16 protein-coding genes are annotated in these 22792 nt (G+C 42.7%); 4 read left to right on the top strand and 12 right to left on the bottom strand.

Annotation, left to right across the window (positions count from 1 at the left end; genetic code table 11):
- Positions 1-163: 163 nt before the first annotated feature.
- From FMM05_RS01325 to FMM05_RS01315, 3 genes are all read right to left on the bottom strand, one after another.
- A complete protein-coding gene (locus FMM05_RS01325) occupies positions 164-1804 on the bottom strand; it encodes a tetratricopeptide repeat protein (RefSeq protein ID WP_143371534.1) in 1641 nt (546 codons plus the stop codon).
- A 100-nt stretch (positions 1805-1904) separates the two neighbouring features.
- Positions 1905-3128 carry a multidrug effflux MFS transporter gene (locus FMM05_RS01320; protein ID WP_143371533.1) on the bottom strand — a complete coding sequence of 408 codons (1224 nt, stop codon included), beginning with the start codon at positions 3126-3128 and terminating at the stop codon, positions 1905-1907.
- A gap of 151 nt (positions 3129-3279) precedes the next feature.
- Positions 3280-5433 carry a glycoside hydrolase family 97 protein gene (locus FMM05_RS01315; RefSeq protein ID WP_235894336.1) on the bottom strand — a complete coding sequence of 718 codons (2154 nt, stop codon included), beginning with the start codon at positions 5431-5433 and terminating at the stop codon, positions 3280-3282.
- 411 nt (positions 5434-5844) lie between these two features.
- On the opposite strand from FMM05_RS01315, the gene lpdA reads away from it, so the two are divergent.
- A complete protein-coding gene (gene lpdA, locus FMM05_RS01310) occupies positions 5845-7248 on the top strand; it encodes a dihydrolipoyl dehydrogenase (protein WP_143371531.1) in 1404 nt (467 codons plus the stop codon).
- Positions 7249-7303: 55 nt separating this feature from the next.
- Here lpdA and FMM05_RS01305 read toward each other — a convergent pair whose 3' ends face one another.
- From FMM05_RS01305 to FMM05_RS01270, 8 genes are all read right to left on the bottom strand, one after another.
- Entirely contained in the window at positions 7304-8056 is a 753-nt protein-coding gene (locus FMM05_RS01305) for a maleate cis-trans isomerase family protein (protein WP_317129553.1), read from the bottom strand.
- 123 nt (positions 8057-8179) lie between these two features.
- Positions 8180-9106, bottom strand: coding sequence for a fumarylacetoacetate hydrolase family protein (locus tag FMM05_RS01300; RefSeq protein ID WP_143371530.1), 927 nt, complete (start codon positions 9104-9106; stop codon positions 8180-8182).
- 28 nt (positions 9107-9134) lie between these two features.
- Positions 9135-10238 carry a cupin domain-containing protein gene (locus FMM05_RS01295; protein WP_143371529.1) on the bottom strand — a complete coding sequence of 368 codons (1104 nt, stop codon included), beginning with the start codon at positions 10236-10238 and terminating at the stop codon, positions 9135-9137.
- An 18-nt stretch (positions 10239-10256) separates the two neighbouring features.
- On the bottom strand, positions 10257-11243 hold the full coding sequence (locus FMM05_RS01290; protein ID WP_143371528.1) for a carbon-nitrogen hydrolase family protein: 987 nt from the start codon (positions 11241-11243) through the stop codon (positions 10257-10259).
- Between the two features lie 87 nt (positions 11244-11330).
- Positions 11331-11759: an acyl-CoA thioesterase gene (locus FMM05_RS01285; protein ID WP_143371527.1), complete on the bottom strand. Its 429-nt coding sequence runs from the start codon at positions 11757-11759 to the stop codon at positions 11331-11333.
- Positions 11759-13375, bottom strand: a complete 1617-nt coding sequence (locus FMM05_RS01280; protein ID WP_143371526.1) for an AMP-binding protein — start codon at positions 13373-13375, stop codon at positions 11759-11761. The genes FMM05_RS01285 and FMM05_RS01280 overlap by 1 nt, the downstream gene beginning before the upstream one ends.
- A gap of 10 nt (positions 13376-13385) precedes the next feature.
- Positions 13386-15686 (bottom strand): oxidoreductase, encoded by a 2301-nt coding sequence (locus tag FMM05_RS01275; protein ID WP_143371525.1) that lies wholly within the window; start codon positions 15684-15686, stop codon positions 13386-13388.
- A 5-nt stretch (positions 15687-15691) separates the two neighbouring features.
- Positions 15692-16303: a flavin reductase family protein gene (locus FMM05_RS01270; RefSeq protein WP_143371524.1), complete on the bottom strand. Its 612-nt coding sequence runs from the start codon at positions 16301-16303 to the stop codon at positions 15692-15694.
- Between the two features lie 319 nt (positions 16304-16622).
- Between FMM05_RS01270 and mgrA the strand changes: the two genes are divergently transcribed.
- Both mgrA and FMM05_RS01260 read left to right on the top strand, forming a co-directional pair.
- Positions 16623-17609, top strand: a complete 987-nt coding sequence (gene mgrA, locus FMM05_RS01265) for an L-glyceraldehyde 3-phosphate reductase (RefSeq protein WP_143371523.1) — start codon at positions 16623-16625, stop codon at positions 17607-17609.
- Positions 17610-17714: 105 nt separating this feature from the next.
- Positions 17715-19529 carry a hypothetical protein gene (locus FMM05_RS01260; protein WP_143371522.1) on the top strand — a complete coding sequence of 605 codons (1815 nt, stop codon included), beginning with the start codon at positions 17715-17717 and terminating at the stop codon, positions 19527-19529.
- On the opposite strand, the gene FMM05_RS01255 is transcribed toward FMM05_RS01260, so the two are convergent.
- Positions 19526-20206 (bottom strand): Crp/Fnr family transcriptional regulator, encoded by a 681-nt coding sequence (locus FMM05_RS01255; RefSeq protein WP_143371521.1) that lies wholly within the window; start codon positions 20204-20206, stop codon positions 19526-19528. The genes FMM05_RS01260 and FMM05_RS01255 overlap by 4 nt on opposite strands.
- Positions 20207-20312: 106 nt before the next feature.
- On the opposite strand from FMM05_RS01255, the gene FMM05_RS01250 reads away from it, so the two are divergent.
- A complete protein-coding gene (locus FMM05_RS01250; protein ID WP_143371520.1) occupies positions 20313-22682 on the top strand; it encodes a heavy metal translocating P-type ATPase in 2370 nt (789 codons plus the stop codon).
- Positions 22683-22792 lie beyond the last annotated feature (110 nt).

Raw genomic sequence — 22792 nt, 5'->3', positions numbered from 1 at the left:
CGCGGGATAAAAAGCAGGAAGTAGCTTTTGGGGGCGGCTATGCAATTTTATTGCGGAGCTGTGCAACAACGTTAACACAAATTTTACGCAATATTACGATTTGGCCTTAAAATGAAATGGGAAACAATAGGACAATAGCCGGAAAAAACCGGACATCATTATGCTATATTGTTGATATGTAGTCGTATAGCGCTATATTTTCGGGCAAATCCATTTTAGCGGCCATACGGTCTTTTCGCTTGCGGCAGGCCTCTATAGTGATGTTTAATATGGAGGCAATTTCCTTTACAGAAAGGTTCATATAGATGTATGCAAGGAAACGGATATCGTTTGGTGTAAGGGTAGGGTGCAGGGTTTTTAAGCGGACCAAGAAGCCGTGGTTAACCTCTTCAAAGTGGGTTATAAAATTGTCCCATTCGCCATCGTTGCGCAGGTGCTCTTTAAGGTTTTTTATCTGGCTGGCAAGGGTTAGGTCTTTAGAAAGCTTTGGCTTTTTAGCCAATGATGTTATAATATCTTCAATAAGTTGGTTCCTGTCAGACAAATATAATGCCCTTGCCGATAATTTTCGGTTGCGCGCTTCTATCTCGTTCTTAAGGCGTTCCTGTTCCTGTAACGACAGGCTTGCGTTTTCCTTATAGCGTTTTTCCAGTAGCAGGTTATCTTTCTTTTCCTGCTCAAGTTCTAAAGCAGTGATGCGTTGGTTGCGTTCGGCGATAAGTTTCTTTTGCCTGAATATAAGCACCGTAACGGTTACCATTGCAATAATAATGGCAAAAAGCGAATACACAATTTTACGCTCCATAGCCGCCTTTTCTTCCTCTGCCGCTACCTGGTTCTTGTAGTTTTGCATCTCAAACTTAACACGGTTGTTCTCAAACAGCCTGCCATTCTTAATTTCGTTCAGTTTGTTGTCGATGCTTATAAGCGAATCTTTATACCGAACCGTGTTTGGATAAGCTCCGCTTTTAAAATTAATATCGGCAAGCAGCTCATAAATCCTCCTGCGGGTTTCAAGATTGGTATTTTTATTTATTGTACCCAAAGCGGTCTCGGCAGCAAGGGCATAATTACCCTCTTTAAAATAGCTCTTGGCAATGATCTCGTGCAGCGGAACACTAATGTCATTAAACTCAACATCGTCAGTTTGTTTAAGTAAATTCTGGGCTTTTTCGCGAGCAAAGGCAGTATCGCCCTCCAGCAGGTCAGCCTCGGCAATGATCATCTCTGCCGCTACTATCGATTGTGGCCAATACTGTCTAAGATTAGGCATAGCCTCCTGTATATATTGCCGTGCTTTTTTAGGATTATTGAGGATATTCTCTATATTACCCAGATTTATAAGGTAAATACCCAGGCTTTTATACTTTTCTTCCTTTGCAGTATCGTATGCTTTTTGGTAATATTCCCGTGCTTTTTTATAGTTTTTATCGGCGGTATAAATAATGGCAATGTTGTTAAGCATTATCATTTCAAACTCCGGACCCAATTCTTTAACGGAAAGGTTATATGCTTCAAGGCAATAGTTAAGCGCCTCGCCATAATCCATCATGTGTATATAGTTAGACCCTGTGTAGTTAATAGCCCAAAACAGCTGTTTGTGCCAGTTGCGCTTCTCTGCAATTGTACGCGCCGTAGCAAGCAATTCTAACGATTTTACGTAGTCTTTACCCGCCGTGGCTTCCTTTGCCTTTTGGATGATAGAGTCGCAATAAGCCTGCGTTTGCGCTTTTGCTCCTGTGCACATAAGCACAAACAGCAATACAATAAACAACGGCTTACTATAGCTTTTTAATCTAAACATAGTTACAGGCAAAATGGGGAGATAGCAATTTTGTGCAAAAGTATAAATTTATGTAAATATACACTTAAATAGTTTGCAGCCCCGTATAGTTAAAACAGGCTTAGTGCATTACAATAGCATCGCCTTCCATATCGGCAAGGGAGGTTATATTACGCCTGCCCACAAGCAATATTACAAGGGCTATAAGCGTACTACCGGCCATGATAGCTACTATAGGCACCATAGAGTCTTTTACCAGCATTCCCACCGCCATAGAGGCAAGCGCACCTAAGCCCAACTGCAACGCACCTAATAATGCCGAAGCACTACCCGCATTGTTAGAGAATGGCGCAAGCGATAATCCTGCCGTATTAGGGTTGGTTAAGCCCAGGCAGCCTAAGTATAAGAATAGCATGGCAATGGTTCCATACAGGTTCAGCCAGTGGTATATAGCGGCTATCAGGAAAGTAATGCTTATAAGGCTTTGCAATGCCAGCCCCACAAAAACCAATTGCTCGCTTTTGTATTTTTTAAGCAGGACTGAATTTAACTGGCTGGTGCCGATGAAACTAACCGACATGAATGCGAAAATCCAGCCGTAAATTTCACCAGACACTTTAAAGATATCCATAAACAGTAGCGGAGAGCCCGCTACATAGGTAAATAACCCTGAAAAAGCCACCGCGCCTGATAATGCATACGTATAAAACTGCGGATTTTTAAGCACCGTTGCAAAGCCCTGTAAGATAGGTTTTGGTTTTAAGGAGATGGAGGGATCCGGTTTATGGGTTTGCGGTAACCCAAAACGTGAAGCAAGTAAAACGGCAAACCCCATTAGTGCAAGAATGATAAAGATACTGTGCCACCCAAAGCCTTTAATTACATAACCGCCAACGGTGGGTGCCAGCATGGGCGAAAGGCCTACCACGAGCATTAACAGCGAAAATACCTTGGGGCTGTCTTTTACCGGAAAAAGGTCGCGCACCATAGCCATAGATGCCACGGCAGCAGCACAACTGCCCACGGCCTGTATAAACCTTAATGCTATAAACACATTAATGTCAGTTGCTACAGCACAGCCCACAGATGCAATTATATATACGGCAAGGCCTATATATAATGGGGTTTTACGCCCAAAGCGGTCTAACAACGGTCCATAAAGCAATTGCCCGGCAGATATGCCTATAAAATAGCTGGAGAGGGATAATGATACTTTGTTGGCCGTAGTATGTAAATCGATTGCAATGGCATTAAAGCCCGGCAGGTACATATCTATGGAAAATGGGCCAAGGGCAGTAAGCGAACCCAAAATAAGTATTAGCGAAATATATGTTTGTCTGGTCACGGTGGGGATTTCAAAAAATTATTGTGCAAAGGTAACAGCAATACCCGCTGCAAACATTGACTTGCATCAATTTTATTGAAAAGTTAATAGGCCTGCCCTAAAACAAGAACGCCCGGAAATATCCGGGCGTTCTGTAATTGTTTGTATCTGTTTATTTTGCAGGCACTTCCTTAATACTGATGGCAAAACCACCACCCGGAGCCATAAATTGCTTTAATGTAGTTTTGCTGTCTACCTTCATGGTGCTTACAACATAACTTTGTTGTTTGCCGTTCCAACTGGCATCTTTGCCATCGGCATAAATGGTAGCAATATATTTTTTGCCTTTTGGCAGATAGTCAAATTTTAGGTTTGCAGTCCTGCTGTTTTCATCGGTAACGCTGCCCACAAACCATTCGTTCTTACCTTTGGCTTTACGGGCAATGGTAACATAGTCGCCGGGTTCCGCTTCAAGCACATAAGTATTATCCCAGTCTACAGCCACGTCTTTTATAAATTGAAATGCATCCGGGAAGCGGTCGTAATTTTCAGGAATATCAGCCGCCATTTGTAACGGACTGTACATAGTAACATAGTAGGCAAGCTGTTTGGCAAGCGTAGTGTTAACGTGCTGGTTACCGCCGGTATTATAGTAAGTAAGATCGGTCTGGAAGATACCCGGAGTAAAATCCATAGGGCCACCCATTAGGCGCGTAAACGGCAAAATGGTAGTATGGTCAGGGTTTAAGCCGCCCATAGCTTCAAACTCGGTACCACGGGCAGATTCCTGTGCAAACCAGTTAGGGTAGGTGCGGTGCAGGCCTGTAGGGCGCACAGCCTCGTGGCTGTTAACCATAATTTTATAATCGGCAGCCCTTTCGGCTACATTTATGTAGTGGTTAACCATCCATTGGCCATCATGGTGCTCACCACGCGGAATAATCTGGCCCACATAGCCCGTTTTAACTGCTCCGTAATTATTATCTTTCATAAACTGAAAAGCCCTGTCCAGCCTACGCTCATAATTTGTAGCCGAACCCGATGTTTCGTGGTGCATTATTATCTTAACGCCTTTAGAGGCTGCATAATCGCGCAGTTTTGCCACATCAAAATCAGGGTATGGGGTTACAAAGTCAAACACTTCTTCTTTCCAGTTGCCTATCCAGTCTTCCCAGCCCACGTTCCAGCCCTCAACAAGTACGGCGTCAAAGCCATTTTTGGCAGCAAAATCTATGTAATGTATTACCCTCTCGTTAGTAGCGCCGTGTTTGCCGTTTGGTGTGAGCTTACTAAAATCCTGGCCAAGTTTTACGTTATTTTCTTTACCGTAAGCCCAGGTGCTTTTACCGGCAACAAAATATTCCCACCATACGCCTATGTATTTTACCGGCTTAATCCAGGAAACATCTTTGTATTTGGTAGGCTCATTAAGGTTAAGGATAAGTTTAGATGCTAAAATATCAGTTGCCTTATCGCTTACCACAATAGTACGCCAGGGAGTTTGAGTATCGGTTTGCATGTAGCCTTTATTGCCTACTGCATCGGGCACAAGGTGGCTTTTAAACTTAAAACTGGAAGCATCAACTTCCAATTGCATAGCAGGGTAATTGATTAAAGCAGCCTCGTGTATGTTAATGTAAAGGCCGTTGTCTGATTTCATCATGCTTGGCGTTTGCACCGATGGCTTGCTTATAGGCTGCTGTGCATTGATCTCTATAGTAGCTTTTTTTTGCAAAGCCGGTATCTCTGCGATTTTAGATGTGGTATAGGCATACTCATTGGTATCATAATCGCCCGGTATCCAAAAAATTTTGTGGTTCCCGGCAAGGTTAAACTCGGTGTGCTCTTCCTTAATCACAAAATAATTAAGGTCGGCTTGTTTAGGGAATTCATACCTAAAGCCAAGTCCGTCATTAAAAAGACGAAAACGTAGTTTTATAATACGGTTATTATTTTGGGACTGAGCCAGTGTAACTTCAAGCTCATTGTAATGGTTGCGAATTGTTTTTTCTTCGCCCATAACAGGTTCCCAGCTGGTATCAGACGTAAGCTGTGCCGATTTGCTAATGGTAAACCCATCCATAAACGATGGTGCATCTTTAACCTCTATACCCAGTTTGCTGGATTTAATAACAGGTTTGTCTTTATAGGTAAGGCTGTAGTAAGGCCTGCCGTTTTCTTTTAGCTCAAATTGAAGCGAAAAGTTCTTATCCGGCGATGTAATGGTTTGAGACGTTACGAGCAACGGACTAAGCAATACTAAAAATGCTGTAATAAAGCGCAAGGCTTTCTTCTTGTAGTTTGGGTTCATTAGGTATTTGTGCATATTTGGGTTATACGAAGCAAAGATACCTTAATTCTGTAATATTAATTATAAGATTATTTTTAGACTGTAAACTCTTAATACTTTGAAAATAAGAACCTAAACTTAAATATATGTTCGATAGCCAATAGGGAATGTTCAATGCGGTAAACGCTTGATAATAGGTTAGCGCTAATTCAGCCATATTTGGCTAATAAGCGGTATAACTTAGCGAAATATAACTGCTTTTATTTTCAATTTGTTGAATAACAAATTTTTAATTTCATGGCAAGCCCCTTGTTTGATACTTAGCCTATACATTCTTAACAGTAAATAACACTATATCTAAGTAGCTAACACGCAATGGCCCTCTTACAAAGTAGCTTTGTACTATAATAAATCATCACAACCACATTAATCAATAAAATTATAATTATGGAAAAATTCGACATTGTAGTTATTGGATCAGGCCCGGGCGGCTATGTTGCAGCAATAAGGGCATCGCAATTGGGTTACAAAACCGCACTCGTAGAAAAATACACAACGCTGGGTGGTACTTGTACTAATGTGGGTTGTATCCCTACTAAAGCATTGTTAGACAGTACCGAACATTACCATACCGCTGCCACAAAATTTGCAACACACGGGATTAAGACAGATAACCTTTCGTTGGATTTTACCCAACTAATTAACCGTAAGAGTGATGTAGTAAAGCAAAATATCTCCGGCCTTAATTATCTCATGAGCAAAAATAAGATAGAGGTTATTACCGGTACAGCTTCTTTTATATCGAACAGGCAAGTAAAAGTAACTGCGGCCAACGGATCTGAATCTACAGTAAACAGTACTTACTTTATAATTGCAACAGGTTCTAAACCGGCCACCATACCGGGTGTTACAATAGATAAAACCCGCATTATTACCTCTACCGAAGCTTTATCGCTGCCAGAACAACCTAAAAGTATTGCCATTATTGGCGGCGGGGTAATAGGGGTAGAGATGGCTTCCATTTATGCGAGAATAGGTACAGAGGTTTCCATCATTGAGTATGCCGATAGCCTTATACCCACTATGGACCGCGACCTGGGCAAGGAACTGAAAAAACTGTTTACCAAAAGCGGTATTAAAGTACTGTTGAGTCATAAAGTGCAGTCGGCGGTAAATAACGGAGATACGGCTACAGTTAAATTTTTGGATAGTGCAGGTAAACCGCAGGAAATAACAGCCGATTATTGCCTTGTTGCCGTAGGAAGGAGGCCATATACCGAAGGGCTTGGTCTTGAGAATACTAACATACAGCTTGACACCAAAGGAAGGATAACTGTGAATGAAAAATTGCGTACTACCGAAGAAAATATTTATGCGATAGGCGATGTAATTGCCGGGCCAATGCTGGCACACAAGGCCGAAGAAGAAGGCGTTTTTGTAGCTGAAAATATTAATGGACAAAAACCGCATATTAATTATAAACTTATACCGGGCGTGGTGTATACCTGGCCGGAAGTAGCCTCGGTTGGGTTTACCGAAGAAGAACTTAAAAAAGAGAACAGGGAATACAATGTGGGTAAATTTCCGTTTTCGGCAAGTGCGAGGGCACGGGCTGCAATGGAAAAAGATGGATTTGCCAAAGTGCTGACCGATCCTAAGTACGGGGAAATATTAGGGATACACATTATTGGCCCACGTGCTGCCGACCTTATAGCCCAGGGTGTTATTGGTATGGAATATGAAGTTACCGATGAGGATATGTTCCGTATTTCGTATGCACATCCTACCTATTCTGAGGCACTTAAAGAAGCATATTTAATATCATCAGGGCAGGGTTCACTTAATATATAACTATAAAAACAGCCTTTCCGTAATTTGAAAGGCTGTTTTATAGTATACAAATGCTTTAATATTTACCGCTTAACAGGGCTCCGCCCATAGGTACTTTAGTATCAAGCCCCAGCTTTTTAAGCATCTCATAGGTAGTACAAACAGCTGCTGAGGTTACAGGAATGCCAATCTCTTTTTCAATGGCATCTATAGCTTCAAGCGAAGGCATTTGCACGCATGCCGATACCACCAAAACATCTGCGCCCTCTAAATTAAGGCGTTTATAAATGTCCAGCAGATTCATAGGGTCTTGCGCTGCCACTTCTAAATTATCCGGAATTTCGAGAGCTATATAATCTACCACTTCAAACCCCTGGTGCTGAATGTAATCTACCACCATTTCGGTAAGGGGTTTCATATAAGGTGTAATAACCGCTACTTTTTTAGCACCCAGTACTTTGAGTCCGTTTATTAGCGCACCGGCACTGGTAACAATAGGTGTAGGTGAACCGTTTTGCACGGTTTCTTCGTGCAGGTTGGTTTCGCTAACGCAATGATAGCCGCGCCCCATGCTCATAATAGCAACAAGGCAGGCATAACCCATAACATCTACCTGCGCATCAGACAGTTCCTGTGCACATTTTAGGCTCATGGCATCCATAGCCTCTAACTCTTCTTTGGTAACTTTTTTCATTCGCATACGGCTCGAATGAAAAGTAAAACGCTCCGGTGCAATAGTTTCGCGAGAACGCAGCAGTGCCGGTATCTCGGTTTCCATAGTTACGTTAGAACTGGGCACGATCTGCCCTATACGGTAAGTCTTTTTCATAAAATATAGGTGGAAATTCCAAAAATCAAGCATCAAATTCTAAACTTTTAACGGCAAGTAATGTTTGTAATTTGAGATTAGGAACTTGGAATTTTCTTTTAGTTATTTGGAATTTCCTCTTTGTTATTTGTTGTTTATTCCTTCTGAGTCTACTACGGTGTTCCTAAGCGTACCAATACCCTCTACGGTAGCTTCTACCACATCGCCCGGCCACATAAATTCCTGCGGACTACGGCCTGCGCCCACACCTGCCGGGGTGCCTGTAGCAATGATGTCGCCAACGTCAAGGGTGAACACAGTGCTCAAATCGTGTATCAGGTCGGCTATATTAAAAAGCATGAATTTAGTGTTGGAATTTTGTTTCTCAATGCCGTTTACAGTAAGTGATAGATTGAGGTTCTGCGGATCCGGAATGTCATGTGCTGTAACCAAAACCGGACCCATAGGTGCAAAGGTATCCTGCCCTTTAGAAACGATCCATTGCCCTGCACGGCGGCAATCGCGCGCGCTTATATCGTTAATTATAGTATAGCCATACACGTAGTCCATAGCGTTTTCTTTAGGCACGTTTTTACCCCTTTTGCCAATAATTACAGCAAGTTCCACCTCATAATCAAGTTGCTGGGTTATTTTTTGGTTGTGGATGATATCTGCTTCATTGCCCACTACTGCTGTTGGTGGTTTTGAAAAGATAACGGGCTGTTGCGGCAGCTCTTTAGAAGTATCCAGTGTGCGGGCAGATTCGGCAACATGCTCGGTATAATTTAGCCCGATGCCAAAAATGTTTTTGCGGGGGCGTGGTATTGGCGCAAGCAGCGTAGCATTGGCAAGCGGTATAGAGCATTCTTCCAATTCTTCGGCAGTAGCGGTGTTTATAAGGCGCACGGCCTGATTGATACCTTCAGTACCCAGATCTATAAAATCGAGCATATTATCCGGTAGAGGACTGTTTTTTATGTGGCCCAGTTTTTCGGCATCAATAATCATACTTTCTTCTACAAAGCCAAGGCGTGCAGCGGTATGGTTTATTTTATAAGTAACTAATTTCATTCTATATTTTAATTGTTTGTTGTTTGATTTATTTAATTTCCTGGTATCCGTCCGGGTGTATTTTTTCCTGATACAGCCCAAGCGATGTAATTACCGGTAAATCGTTAAAAGAGAACAGGCAGGCATCTTCCGTTTCGCTAAGGTTTATATGTTCGTGGTATGCCCATGATGGTACGCAAAATATATCGCGCTCCTTCCAATCGAAACGTTTTCCATCTATAACAGAGTAGCCTTTGCCTTTAGCGCACTGGTACACAAAAGATCCTGTGTGTTTGTGGGCTTTAGTATGCTGAGCAGGCCGTAACAGTTGCATACTCGCGCCCATAGTCTGCATAACGTGGCCGCCCGTAAGCGGATTGGTATAGTGCATTAAAACGCCATCATATTCCGATCCTTCGTTAACTTTTGCGGCTTCCAGAAGTGCAGGATATACTTGTTTCCAGGAATATTTAAATAGGGGAGAATACGGCTTATTCCATTCGTTATCAGCCGGAATTAACCCTGCACCGCTATAACTTAGCGGCGAATGGTTCAAAGGTTTTGTAATCGGCTGTTTACCATCATAAACGGCATAATCGTTAGCTTCCAGCGCATTTACAAGCGGAATATCAAGCCCGTCCTGCCAGATACATGTTTTACCGCCGGCCTCAACGCCATGTTCGTGCCAGGTGCTGTTAGGGGTAATAACAAAATCGTTAACCTCCAGCATTATCTTGTTGCCATCTACCACGGTGTACCCAAGTTCGCCTTCCATAATAAAACGCAGGGCAGAGGCTCGGTGCCTGTGTGCAGATGTGCTTTCGCCCGGGCGGGTAACCTGGATACCGGTGTACAGCCAGCCTACGGCAGCGCTAACATCGCGACGATTATCATTAACAAGGTACACAACACGTCTTCCTGCCTGCTCGGGCGTAACAAGCTCTGATGATTTTAGTACCAGACTACGCAGGTCTTCGTACCTCCAAAGCATGGGCACCGATGACGATCGGGGTTCCCAGGGTTCGATATCGTTAGCAACCGTCCAAAGGGCACCTGCACCAAGGTCTTTTAATTCTTTATAATAAGCTTCCAGTTCGGGGGTATCCTGTACGCGGGCACGACCCAGAACGCTATCGTCATGTTTTGTATCCATAATATATGCGACTTTATATTAAAGTTTGGAAGCAAGGTCATCGCTGCCATCGGTAAACGTTATATTTTTTCTTGGTGATGTATTAACCCTCAGGTCGAAAATATCAAAGCGGTTGTAGTGCCCCAGTATATCGTGCATTTGCTTGGGCTGTATGCATTTAGCAAGGTCGATATCAGCATATACAATACCCTCATCATCAATAAGCGGTTCGCCAATAACAGCACCGTTAGGCCCAATAATTCCCGAAAATGCGCTGTTCTTTCGTGTTAACAGTTCTTCGGCGTTGGGCACATCTTCTTTCATACTATCAATGATCTCTTTGGTGATGGTAGAGCACGACACTATGGTAAACAACTTACCTTCAAACGAATGTGCCGCTGCCCTTATCTTAATAGCTTCTGCCATATTATAATCGGGTGGGGCAACCGGTAACGAAATGTAATTGGCAATGTGAATTAATTCTCCCTGAGATAGTAATGTAAAGCGAGCAAGCGTATTGGTGTTCTCGCCGCAGGCAAGCGTACCAATGGGACCAATCTCGGTATTATATACTTTAAGAGATGAGCCATCGCCGCCCGTCCAGGTTAGTTTCTCTGCCCAGGTAGGTACCAGTTTGCGATGTTTGCCAATAAGGTTGCCCTTATTATCTATAATTAAATTGGTGTTGTACAATTCGCCAAAACTCTGCCCGCGTTCGTTAACGCCTATAACAATGTGGCAATTATTATCGCGTGCGGCCTGGCAGATCCTTTCGGTTTCCGGACCCGGAACGGTAATGGAATTGCGATACAATTTCTCGTACCAAGGGCTGCCCTGTACGGGTGTCATGATCCAGTTCCAGTAAGGGTAACCGGCTATAAAAACCTCCGGAAAAGCCACCAGCGATGCCCCGTTAAGAACAGCCTCTGCAATTATAGCACAGGCCTTATCTACAGTAGCATCTACATCTAAAAATACCGGTGAAGCCTGTACCGCAGCCGCCTTAAATTTTGGTAAATCCAACATAACTAATTATGAATTTTAAATATGAATTACGATTGCTCGTATTATCGATATTATTTATGAAACAGTCTATCATCTCCTGTCTATTATCTATTCTCTCTTCAAATATTTCTCCAATATCTCCCGCATTGCAGGCGGAAAAGCACTTGCTTTTATCTCTTTCCTGTCGTTTAAAAAATCAACACGCACAAGGGTTACTTCGCCCTCAAGGCAAACAGAACTGTCAGGATATTCAAACTTAAACCCGCAGGCCATAGAGGCAGAACCAAGATTATTGATCCATAAGTATTTGGTAAGCTCGTCGCCTAATCGTGCTGCTTTTTTAAACTGAATTTTAAGGTCGACCGTAGGGATGCCGCCAGTTTCATGCAGGTTTTTAAAAGGCATGTTTAAAGCCTCTTCATAAAAATCTTCCACCAGGCAGTTAAGCATCTCTAAAAAGCGGGGATAGAATACTATACCTGCATAATCAACATGCTGAAAGCGTACTTTTTCTTTTTTTATAAATGCATTCTCCATTAGGCTTGTACAATATTTTTTAATTTAAAACGCTGAATTTTACCGGTTTCTGTTTTGGGCAGGGCATCCAGGTATTTAATTTCGCGCGGGTATTTATAGGGCGCTGCCACCTCTTTAAACCAATCCTGTAGGGCTCGGGTAAATTCGGCACAGGCCTTATCTTTTTCTTTTAAAACAATGTAAGCACAAACCAGCATACCGCGGTTTTCGTCGGGAAGCCCAACAACAGCACATTCGGCAATATCGGCGTGGGTAAGTAAAACGCTTTCTACCTCAATGGCAGCAATATTATAGCCCGATGAAATGATCATATCATCGCCACGTGCTACGAACCAAAAATACCCATCGGTATCCTTACGAAAAATATCTCCAGTAATGTTCCAGCCATTTTGTACGTATTCTTTCTGTTTATCTTTACTATTCAGGTATTTACATCCTGTAATGCCACGAACGGCCAGCCTGCCGGGTGTACCATAGGGCACCTCAACGCCTTTTTTGTCGACAATTTTGGCCTCATAACCACGTATGGGCAATCCCGTAGCGCCTTTGCGCATGTTATCTTCTGTTGATGAAATAAATATATGAAGTATTTCGGTCGACCCAATGCCATCTATTATTTTTAAGCCGGTAGCTTCGTACCAGTCTTCCCAAACTTTTACGGGAAGGGTTTCTCCTGCCGATACGCATTTGCGCAGCGACGAGATATCATACTCGTTTACTTTTGATGTAAGTACCCGCCAAGCTGTGGGGGCTGTAAAGCAGATGCTTACCTTGTACTCTTCTATAGCTTTGAGCAGCAGCTCCGGCGATGGTTTCTCGATAAGGAAGGTTGATGCCCCGTAATAAAACGGGAACAGCACCAAACCGCCCAAACCAAAGGTAAAACCCAATGGCGGGCTGCCTGTAAATACATCATTAGGTGTAGGTTGCAGCGAATATTTTGGGAAAGCCTCGCATATTAATAAAATATCTTTATGATAATGCGATGTCATTTTAGGCTTGCCTGTAGTGCCCGATGTAAACCCTATGATTGATATAGAGTCGGCAAGGGTATGGTAGTTTTTAAACACTTTAGGCTTATTACCCATTAGCGTTTCAAGCTTAGAAACGCCTGCACCTGAACCGTCAAAGGTAATGGTGTGCTTAAGGTAAGGCGATTTTACCAGTAGCATTTCTTCCTCCAGCCTGTAATCGCATAAAACATGCGATATTTGGGCACTTTCTATCATTATGCTCAGTTCTTTTTCGCGAAGTAACGGCATAGTTGCCACCACGATACCACCGGCTTTTAAAATGCCGAACCAGCACGCTACGTACATGGGGTTGTTGGCCGACCGTATCAACACCCTGTTGCCGGGAACAAAGTCTAAATTTTCGACTAAAGTGTGGGCAATTTGGTTGGCTTTTTCGTAGAGGTCATTAAACGTCCAGGTTTCGGTAAAAGTGCGGATGGCAATGCTGTCGCCACGGCCTTCTTTAATGTGGTCGTCCAGCAGTTTATCTACACAATTAAGCGCGCCATCAAACTCAAAATCAGGATGCCCTGTAAAACATTCTGCCTGCAAAGACGGATGCGGTAAATTATCATGTGCAAAATTATCTTCGTAATGTTTCATTGCCCTACTATTACTTTTTATGCGTTACCGGTTTTAATGCTTTTTTCATGCCTTCCATAGCCTTGCGCTGCCCGCCTATGTACGGGTATAAGTGCGATACGGCCGATGTGTATGGTTTCGGGATGCCCAATGAGTCAAGGTTTTGCGCATTGAATTGCTCATAGGCCTGTGCATTCCTTACAAAAGCAGGGTCTAACAATAATGTTTTGCCCAATGCTACTAAATCGGCACGGCCGTTGAGTAAAATGGTATTGATCTGGTCGATATCCTGGATGTAACCTGCCGTAATGGTAGGTATGTGCACGGTATTGCGCACCATGTCGCTAAAAGGTGTTTGCCACATCCTGCCTACATGGGGCTTTTGGTTTTCAACAGTTAAGCCTGTAGAAACGTTTATAATATCGGCACCTGCCTGTTTAAAGACTTTTGCAATGCTAATTACATCTTCATCGGTTATGCCATTTGCTGCCCAGTCGGATGCTGAAATACGCACGCTCATGGGTTTATCCTGCGGGAAAGCAGCACGCATGGCGGTAAATACCCTTATAGGGAATTTCAGCCTGTTTTCAATACTTCCGCCGAAATCATCGGTACGGATGTTGGTAAGTGGCGATAAAAACGATGCTAATAAAAAGCCATGATGTGCCTGTAGCTCTATCATATCAAACCCGGCTTCGTGTGCATTTTTAGCAGCAGTTTCAAACTGCTTGGTTATCACATCCATATTGTCTAAATTCATCTCTTTTGGAGTTGCCATTTTAGAATTGAATGGGATAGGTGATGCAGAAAGTAACGGCCAGGAATTATCTATGTGTTCACTGCTGTTTTGCCACGGCAGCTGCACTGCGCCCTTACGGCCCGAATGGCCTATTTGCACCCCTATTTTAGCGGTGCTATTATTGTGTATAAAATGGGTTACGCGTTTCCATGCCGCAACCTGTTGGTTAGTATATATGCCGGGGCAGCCTAAAGTTACCCTGCCTGTTGGCGATATGGCCGTGGCTTCGGTTAAAATCAACCCGATGCCGTTTGTTGCACGCGATCCATAGTGCATAAGGTGCCAGTCGGTAACCACGCCATCCTGTGCCGAATATTGTTCCATTGGGCTCATAACAATACGGTTATCTACCGTTATTCCCCGTAAGGTAAATGGGGTAAAGGCAGGAGAGGTGGCAGAACCATCTGCGTTAAAAGCGGACACTACTTTTTTTGTGAAAGAAGGGTCGCGCAGGGCAAGATTTTCCAAAGTAACTTTCTTAGAACGCGTCATAACGCTAAAGGCAAACGCCATAAAATCGTGCTGAATGTGCCTGTCCATGTGTTCAAACCATTCGCGCGACACATTGGCGGCATGCTGTATCATTTCTACGCGGTTGCGCCGCAGCTTTTCATAATTTTCAAATACAGCTTTGGTATCGGTCTGGTATTTAATGACCGAATCGGCCAGCGCTATGGCACATTCCATAGCCAGTTTAGTACCGGAGCCTATTGAGTAGTGGGCTGTAGCCTTGGCATCGCCCAGCAGCACAATATTATCTTTACTCAAGGTTTTATTAGTAATGGTTGGGAACTGCCTCCAGTGCGAACGATTGGATATCAGGCCGTGCCCATCAAGTTCTTCTTTAAATATCTCAGATAATTTGGCTATGGTATCCTGTTCATCGGTAGCGTTAAAACCGGCTTTTTGCCAGGTTTCATCGGTAGTTTCAAAAATCCAGGTACTCATGCCTTCTTCGTACTGATAGCTGTGTGCTACAAAAGTTCCGTGCGGAGTAGTCCTGAAAAAATACGTAAAAGAATCGAGCGGGCGGGTAGAGCCCAGCCACACAAAACGGTTGCTTTGCAGTTGTATGTTAGTGCCAAAATCAGCGGCAAATTTGTCGCGTATGGCGCTGTTTATGCCATCTGCCGCTACTATAATATCCGAATCCTTAAACTGGCTAAGATCGTCTACATTGGCTTCAAAATTCAGTTCAACGCCCTCTTCGCGGCAGCGTTGTTGCAGTAATTGCAGTAATGTTTTACGCGAGCAGCCACAAAAACCGTTTCCGGAAACGCGAACCACTTCGCCATCGCGGGCTACATCAAGCTCATCCCAATAGGCAAATTTTGTCCTGATTAAGTCATACGACTCCGGGTCGCGGCTCAGGAATTCAGACAAAGTTTCATCCGAGAATACTACCCCAAAGCCAAAAGAATCATCGGCTTTGTTACGTTCGTAAACCGCTACATTACACGCCGGCAATGCCTTTTTTAAAAGGATGGAGAAGTATAAACCTCCGGGGCCGCCGCCTATTACTATTACTTTCATTTATGTTATATAAAAGGTCTTTTAATTGAAAAAATTTCGCCCAGTTTGGCGTAATTGTTACCAGCAAGGCGTGCAATTGGCCTGTAGGTTTCCAGGTTTATTTTGCTGTCGTTAAGCAGTATGCTGTCATCTATATGAAACATTACGATCCTGCCAATAATTATGGTAGCGCCACCATCTTTATGATCCTGAAGGCTGTAGTGGTGCACCATTTCGCATTCAAAATGCACAGGGCTTTCCTTCACCCTAAAGGGCTTAACCAGTATCGATGGTACTGCTGTTAATCCTGCGTAATCAAACTCATTGCCGTTGGGCGGCAGGTTTATAGATGTTGCGTTCATGGCATCTACTAACTCCTCGGTGGCAAGGTTAACTATAAACTGCCCTGTAGCGAGTACATTATTTAGTGTGTCTTTATTAGTATTACCACTGCGCACAGTAGAGAACATTACATGCGGTGGGTCTTCGCCCACGGCATTAAAAAACGAGAAGGGTGCCAGGTTAGGCACGCCGTCTTTGCTCATGCTGGATATCCACCCAATAGGCCTTGGTATAACCGTACCGGTTAAAATTTTATAAATATCCTTTTGGCTGGCTGTCTTTGGGTCAATTTGCATAGAGGCAATAAATGTTGATGCAAATAAATGAAAAATACCTGTAGTATTATCGGTATTTGCATCATAAAAAAATTAAAGCATGATTATTTTACGGTTATAATTATCAATGATTAACTAATTTTATTAAACATTAACTAATATAATAAATAATAATAGTGTAGTTTTTGCAGAGTATTATTATTTAATGTGTAAAAAATTGATATGTTATCTGTTGAATTTTTATCAACAAAATATAACCTGTAAAATTTGGAGAGCCTGCTGCGATGCTATACTTTCGTGTAGGAAAATTACAACTGCATCTAATTAAGAACATTCTTGTATGACATACCAGCCTTCTCCAGCCAGATACAATGATATGCAATACCGCCGCTGTGGAAATTCCGGGCTTAAGCTCCCGGCACTTTCGCTTGGCCTGTGGCATAACTTTGGCAACGTAAATAATTTTGAAAACAGCCGTAACCTTATAAGGACTGCCTTTGATAATGGCATTACCCATTTTGACCTTGCCAATAATTACGGTCCGCCACCGGGCAGTGCCGAGGAAAACTTTGGGCGTATACTTAAACAGGATTTTGATGGGTACAGGGATGAGATGATCATTTCCTCTAAAGCGGGTTATACCATGTGGGATGGCCCTTATGGCGACTGGGGTTCTAAAAAGTACCTGGTTTCCAGCCTGGACCAGAGCCTTAAAAGGATGAAGCTTGACTACGTGGATATTTTTTACCACCACAGGCCAGATCCCGATACCCCGCTTGAAGAAACCATGATGGCACTGGATCTTATTGTGCGCCAGGGTAAGGCATTATATGCCGGTATATCTAACTATAATGCAGAGCAGGCTGCAAAGGCCATAGCCATACTTAAAGAGCTGGGCACGCCCTGCCTTATACACCAGCCCAAATATTCTATGTTTGTACGCAACCCGGAAAATGGCCTGCTAGATGTTTTAAAAGACGAAGGCGTGGGCTGCATACCGTTTTCGCCATTGGCACAGGGGCTGCTTACCGATAAGTATTTAAATGGTATTCCGGAAGATTCGCGTGTGGCTACCAGCGGCGTTTTTTTAAATGAAAACCATATTACACCCCAAAGGATACAGCAGATAAGCAAACTAAACGACATGGCTAAACAACGTGGGCAAAAGCTGGCTCACATGGCGCTGGCCTGGCTGCTGCGCGATAGCAGGGTAACATCGGTACTGATAGGATCGAGCAAGCCGGAGCAAATTATTGATTCGATTGAAGCATTGAAGAATACAACATTTACCGATGAAGAGTTGCAGATTATTAACGCGATACTTTAATTTATACCTCTTATTCATATTTGGTGTTGCATATTTTATCAACATGATATTTATCAGGTTTTTACTGGCGGGGATATTTAATATTTGCGGATAAATTATTCGTAAATGACACATAATAAACAGCCGCACAGCTTTCATATTCCTGTTATGGGGCTTGCCTATACCATAGACAGCCCCATACGCGTGGCGCAATACGGCATAGACTCTGTAATTTCTATCGTAGATGATGAGCTTATCGAAAAAATGCATGCCTTTTACTGCCAAAAATTTGAGCTGCCTTATAAGGAAATTACCCAAAAAATGCACGACTACCGTGCCGATCGCATTACCGGCTACCTTAACCTTGTAGATAAGATAGTTAAGAAAAAGTACGCCGCTTTTTGTGCCGAACTTGCCACAAGTAAGCAGGCACTTAACAATTTTATAGGCATACTTCCTCAGATGAGCGACATTAAACGCGGGTTGCAATTTTATGCTTCAAGCGATTTTGATAAGTCTAACGAGATAAGGAGTTTCGTAGCAAAGCACCTGCAACCCGGCGCCATAGATGTAAATATTATGACCAAGGTTGATAAAGCCAACTACATTAAAAATGAGGTATTACCCACGCAATTTAATGATGCCCATGCTGCCTTGCGTGGTTTTGCAAACAGTATATTGGGTTCATCGGTAGTGCTATCGGCTGGTATGAATCCGTCGCTGTATGGCTATATTGCCGAGTTTCCCGACTTCTTTCCTGATACAAATGGCAACCTCAAAAAGAAAGTCATTTTAAAAGTGAGCGACTTCAGGTCGGCATTAATACAAGGCAGTTTTTTAGCTAAAAAAGGCATTTGGGTAAGTGAGTACCGGGTAGAATCCGGACTCAATTGCGGCGGCCATGCCTTTGCAACTGATGGATTATTGCTTGGTCCGATCATGGCGGAGTTTAAACAACGTAAACACGAACTTATAGATACCGCACATGGCCTTATGGTTAGAGTGCTTTCACAGAAAGAAATGCCTGTGCCGAAGCAACCTTTAGACTTAAAAATAACGGTTCAGGGTGGGGTGGGCACAGCTGAAGAACATGATTTTTTACTGGAAGAATATAAGGTTGATTCTGTAGGCTGGGGATCACCATTTTTATTAGTGCCAGAAGCTACCGCTATCGATGCTGCTACGCGTAATTTACTTATGGCGGCAGGCGTAGAAGATTTTTACAGGAGCGATATTTCACCCTTAGGTGTACCCTTTAATACAGTTAAAGGCACAACGAATGAAGCGCTAAAAAGCAGGCGTATTATAGATGGAAAAGCAGGCAGTTCATGCCCTAAAAAGCTTTTGGCACTAAGCAGGGAATACGATAAGCAAGGTATTTGTACGGCATCGCGCAAGTACCAGCAGCTTAGATTACATGAACTGGGAAGCCTGAAAGACATACTTTCCGAATCAGATTATGAAGATAGAGAAGCCGCAATAACTGTAAAATCGTGCCTTTGTGTGGGCTTGGCAAATCCGGCTTATCTGGAAAATCATATCCCTATAAAAGGCGAGGCGCAGGGTGTTGTAATTTGCCCTGGACCTAATTTGGCTTATTTTGATAAAGAAGTTTCATTAGCTAACATGGTTGGGCATATTTACGGGTACAACTCGGTGCTATCGGACGAATACCGCCCTAATTTCCTCATTAAAGAACTGCAGCTATATGTAGACTATTTTAAGGAAGAACTTATGTCAGGTAAAGAACTTACAGCCGCCCAGATAAAAAAATGGACAACCTTTAAAAACAACCTGCTTTCAGGTATAGCATATTACGAAGCGTTATTTGCTGATGGCAAATATTTTACATCGGAAATAAAAGATTTCCTTGAAAAATTACAGTACTACAAACAGGAATTGCAGGCTAATGAAATTCCAAACCTCGAAATAGTGGTTTAATTTACAGCCCTAAGTAGTTTGGCCTTATCGGTAATTGTTATGTTCTTACCAGCTATAACAATTACGCCAAGCTTGTTAAACTCAGATAATAGCCTTATACAGCTTTCGGTTGCCGTGCCCACCATGCCGGCAAGCTCCTCGCGGGATAGTTTCACTTTAAGGCTGTTATCGGGGTTAACCCCAAAAGTATCCTGCAAATACACCAGCGTTTCGGCAAGGCGCTGCCTTACAGATTTTTGCGCCATAGTGACCAAGTGGTCATCGGCCTCTTTTAGGTCGACGCAAATGGCCTTCATTACATTCATAGAGAAGTTGTTATTTTGGTTAAACAACCCCATTATCTCTGTTTTAGGTATAAAGCATACCTCCATATCCTCTAATGCCACTGCGCTAAGATTCACGGGTTCATCGCTAATCATAGAGCGTTGCCCCAGCAGTTCGCCTTTGGTAATAAGCTTTACTATCTGGTCGTTGCCATTGGCACTAAGTTTGGTAAGCTTGCAAACCCCGTCTTTAATACAAAAAATGCCGTTTACATTTTCACCTTCGGTAAAAATGGGCTCGCCTTTTTTAATGGTGTACGATGATTTGCAATCGGCAATTTTAAGCAGCTCGTCTTTATTCAGCGCTTTTAGAGAGCTAAATTCCCTTACTATACATTGATCGCACTTGCTCATGATAATTACCGTATTGGTTGTGCAAATTTACTGAAGTTGTATGACAAATATCATATTTTATTGCGCGTTGTTGCAACAACTTTGCATCAGGTAAAATGAGCATAGTATGAACACGCACAATTGTTTTCACTGCGGGTTGGTAATCGAAAAAAAGGAAGAAATAGTTTTTGACCAAAGGTCTTTTTGCTGCAACGGCTGTAAAACCGTGTACGAGATCTTTAGCCTAAACGGCCTTACCGATTATTACAACTTTGAGAAAGCGCCAGGCGCCACTCCGCAAGACAGTAAGGGCAAGTATGATTTTTTAGACAACGAGGCTATTGTAAACCGCCTGTTGGATTTTAAAGAAGACAATACCCACATTACATCCCTTTACATTCCGCACATCCATTGCAGTTCCTGCATCTGGATATTAGAAAACCTGCACCGCCTTTGCTCTGGAATAAGCAGTTCTCAGGTAAACTTTCATGAAAAGAAAGTCCGTATTATCTTTAATCCTGATACGGTTTCGCTTAAGCAGATCGTATTGCTTCTAAATTCTATTGGTTACGAACCTTATATAAGCCTGGATAATTATGACACTAAAAAGAAACAGGTAGACCGTTCCTTAATTTATAAACTTGGGGTTGCCTTTTTTTGCTTTGGCAACATCATGCTGCTTTCATTCCCCGAATATTTTGAAGTAGATGATGTGTGGCTTAACAAGTACCGAGGCTTTTTCCGCTGGCTGGTATTTGCATTGGCAATGCCGTCGTTCTTATACTCAGCAAGTGGGTATTATGTATCGGCGTTTAAAAGTATCAGGGCAGGCATGTTGAATATAGATATCCCCATAGCGCTGGGAATCGTAGTAATGTTCATCCGCAGTACTATAGACATTGTTTTTGACTATGGGTCGGGCTTTTTCGACAGCCTTACCGGTTTAGTTTTTTTTATGTTACTTGGCAGATTGTTTCAACAAAAAACTTATAATTTTTTATCTTTTGAACGCGATTTTAAATCCTACTTTCCTATTGCAGTAACTAAAATATTTGGTAATGAAGAGGTTGCCATTCCGGTCTACGATGTTGTGGCGGGTGACAGGCTGCTTATACGCAACAGCGAACTTATCCCTGTAGACGGTATATTAATGAGCGCTGCCACCAGTATAGACTACAGTTTTGTGACCGGTGAGGCCGAACCCATTATCAAAAAAAGCGGCGACAAAATTTATGCAGGCGGCAGGCAAATGGGGCCCGTTATAGAAATGCAGGTGTTAAGTTCGGTATCGCAAAGTTACCTTACCCAGCTGTGGAGTAATGAGGTGTTTGCCAAAAAAGACAACCGTACTTACAAAACGCTGACGGATACCATTAGCCGTTATTTTACACCGGTGTTACTGCTAATAGCAGTAGTGTCTTTTAATATCTGGATATTTATAGATGCCACTACGGCCTTTAATGTATTTACAGCGGTGCTTATTGTGGCCTGCCCATGTGCTTTGGCACTAAGTGCTCCTTTTACTTTGGGTAATGTGCTGCGCATAATGGGTAAACGCAAGTTGTACCTTAAAAACGCTACAGTTATAGAGCAAATGGCAAAGGTAGATACTATAGTTTTTGATAAGACAGGCACCATTACAACTAACAAAAAATCAGAGATTATTTATGATGGAGAGTATATAGATAATAAAGAACGCGCTTTCATAAAATCATTACTTCGAGGCTCTAACCACCCATTAAGCAGGCGTTTGTATGAGTTTTTACCTGCTGCTCAATTACTTCCGGTAGATGATTTTAAAGAAATTACAGGAAAGGGTATACAAGGCACCATCGATGGCTTTTACATAAAAATTGGGTCGGCGGCATTTGTAGGCGAAGATCCAGATACTGTACAGCAAACCAACGTGCATATCTCAATAAACCGAAACTATCAGGGCAAATATGTGTTTGATAACCAGTATCGCGATGGCCTGAGCGAACTTTTTGCCCAATTGGGTAAGGGCTACGAACTTAAAATACTATCGGGTGATAACGAGGGCGAGCGCGAAGTGTTGCAAAGCCTGTTACCAAAGGGTACCGAGCTGATCTTTAACCAAAAACCGGAGCAAAAACTGGCGTATATAGAACATTTGCAACAGCAGGGTAAAAATGTAATGATGGTGGGCGACGGCCTTAACGATGCCGGTGCACTGGCACAGAGCAATGTAGGTATTTCTATATCCGAAAATGTAAACGTGTTCTCTCCCGCCTGCGATGGGATTTTAGATGCCTCGCAGTTTAAAAAACTGGGGTGGTTCCTTAAGTTTTCTAAAAACACCATCAAAACCATTAAAATGAGTTTTACGCTCTCGCTGCTCTATAATATAGTGGGATTATCGTTCGCAGTTACAGGTAACTTAGAGCCCTTAACCGCCGCTATTATTATGCCGCTTAGCACCATAACCATTGTGAGCTTTGTAACGCTTATGAGTAATTATTTTGCGAGGCTCCGGTAGAGACGCAATGCTTTGCGTCTGTCAACCTTGCAGAAATTCCCTAAAAATCGCCCTAACCATGACAAATATCATGTTTTATCCCAATCTCCAAAACTAACTTTGTTAACATA

Origin of the sequence: Flavobacterium zepuense (genome assembly GCF_007097145.1) — a bacterium.
GTDB classification, from domain to species: Bacteria; Bacteroidota; Bacteroidia; order Flavobacteriales; family Flavobacteriaceae; genus Flavobacterium; species Flavobacterium zepuense.
The sequence above is the reverse complement of the archived record's forward strand: the minus strand, read 5'-3'. Positions and strand labels throughout refer to the sequence as shown.

Coding starts and splice junctions, on each gene's coding strand:
- FMM05_RS01260 (WP_143371522.1), top strand. CDS start 17,715: ATGACACATAATAAACAGCCGCACAGCTTTCATATTCCTGTTATGGGG.
- FMM05_RS01270 (WP_143371524.1), bottom strand. CDS start 16,303: ATGCAAATTGACCCAAAGACAGCCAGCCAAAAGGATATTTATAAAATT.
- FMM05_RS01295 (WP_143371529.1), bottom strand. CDS start 10,238: ATGGATACAAAACATGACGATAGCGTTCTGGGTCGTGCCCGCGTACAG.
- FMM05_RS01290 (WP_143371528.1), bottom strand. CDS start 11,243: ATGTTGGATTTACCAAAATTTAAGGCGGCTGCGGTACAGGCTTCACCG.
- FMM05_RS01315 (WP_235894336.1), bottom strand. CDS start 5,433: ATGCACAAATACCTAATGAACCCAAACTACAAGAAGAAAGCCTTGCGC.
- FMM05_RS01275 (WP_143371525.1), bottom strand. CDS start 15,686: ATGAAAGTAATAGTAATAGGCGGCGGCCCCGGAGGTTTATACTTCTCC.
- mgrA (WP_143371523.1), top strand. CDS start 16,623: ATGACATACCAGCCTTCTCCAGCCAGATACAATGATATGCAATACCGC.
- FMM05_RS01325 (WP_143371534.1), bottom strand. CDS start 1,804: ATGTTTAGATTAAAAAGCTATAGTAAGCCGTTGTTTATTGTATTGCTG.
- FMM05_RS01280 (WP_143371526.1), bottom strand. CDS start 13,375: ATGAAACATTACGAAGATAATTTTGCACATGATAATTTACCGCATCCG.
- FMM05_RS01255 (WP_143371521.1), bottom strand. CDS start 20,206: ATGAGCAAGTGCGATCAATGTATAGTAAGGGAATTTAGCTCTCTAAAA.
- FMM05_RS01285 (WP_143371527.1), bottom strand. CDS start 11,759: ATGGAGAATGCATTTATAAAAAAAGAAAAAGTACGCTTTCAGCATGTT.
- lpdA (WP_143371531.1), top strand. CDS start 5,845: ATGGAAAAATTCGACATTGTAGTTATTGGATCAGGCCCGGGCGGCTAT.
- FMM05_RS01305 (WP_317129553.1), bottom strand. CDS start 8,056: ATGAAAAAGACTTACCGTATAGGGCAGATCGTGCCCAGTTCTAACGTA.
- FMM05_RS01250 (WP_143371520.1), top strand. CDS start 20,313: ATGAACACGCACAATTGTTTTCACTGCGGGTTGGTAATCGAAAAAAAG.
- FMM05_RS01300 (WP_143371530.1), bottom strand. CDS start 9,106: ATGAAATTAGTTACTTATAAAATAAACCATACCGCTGCACGCCTTGGC.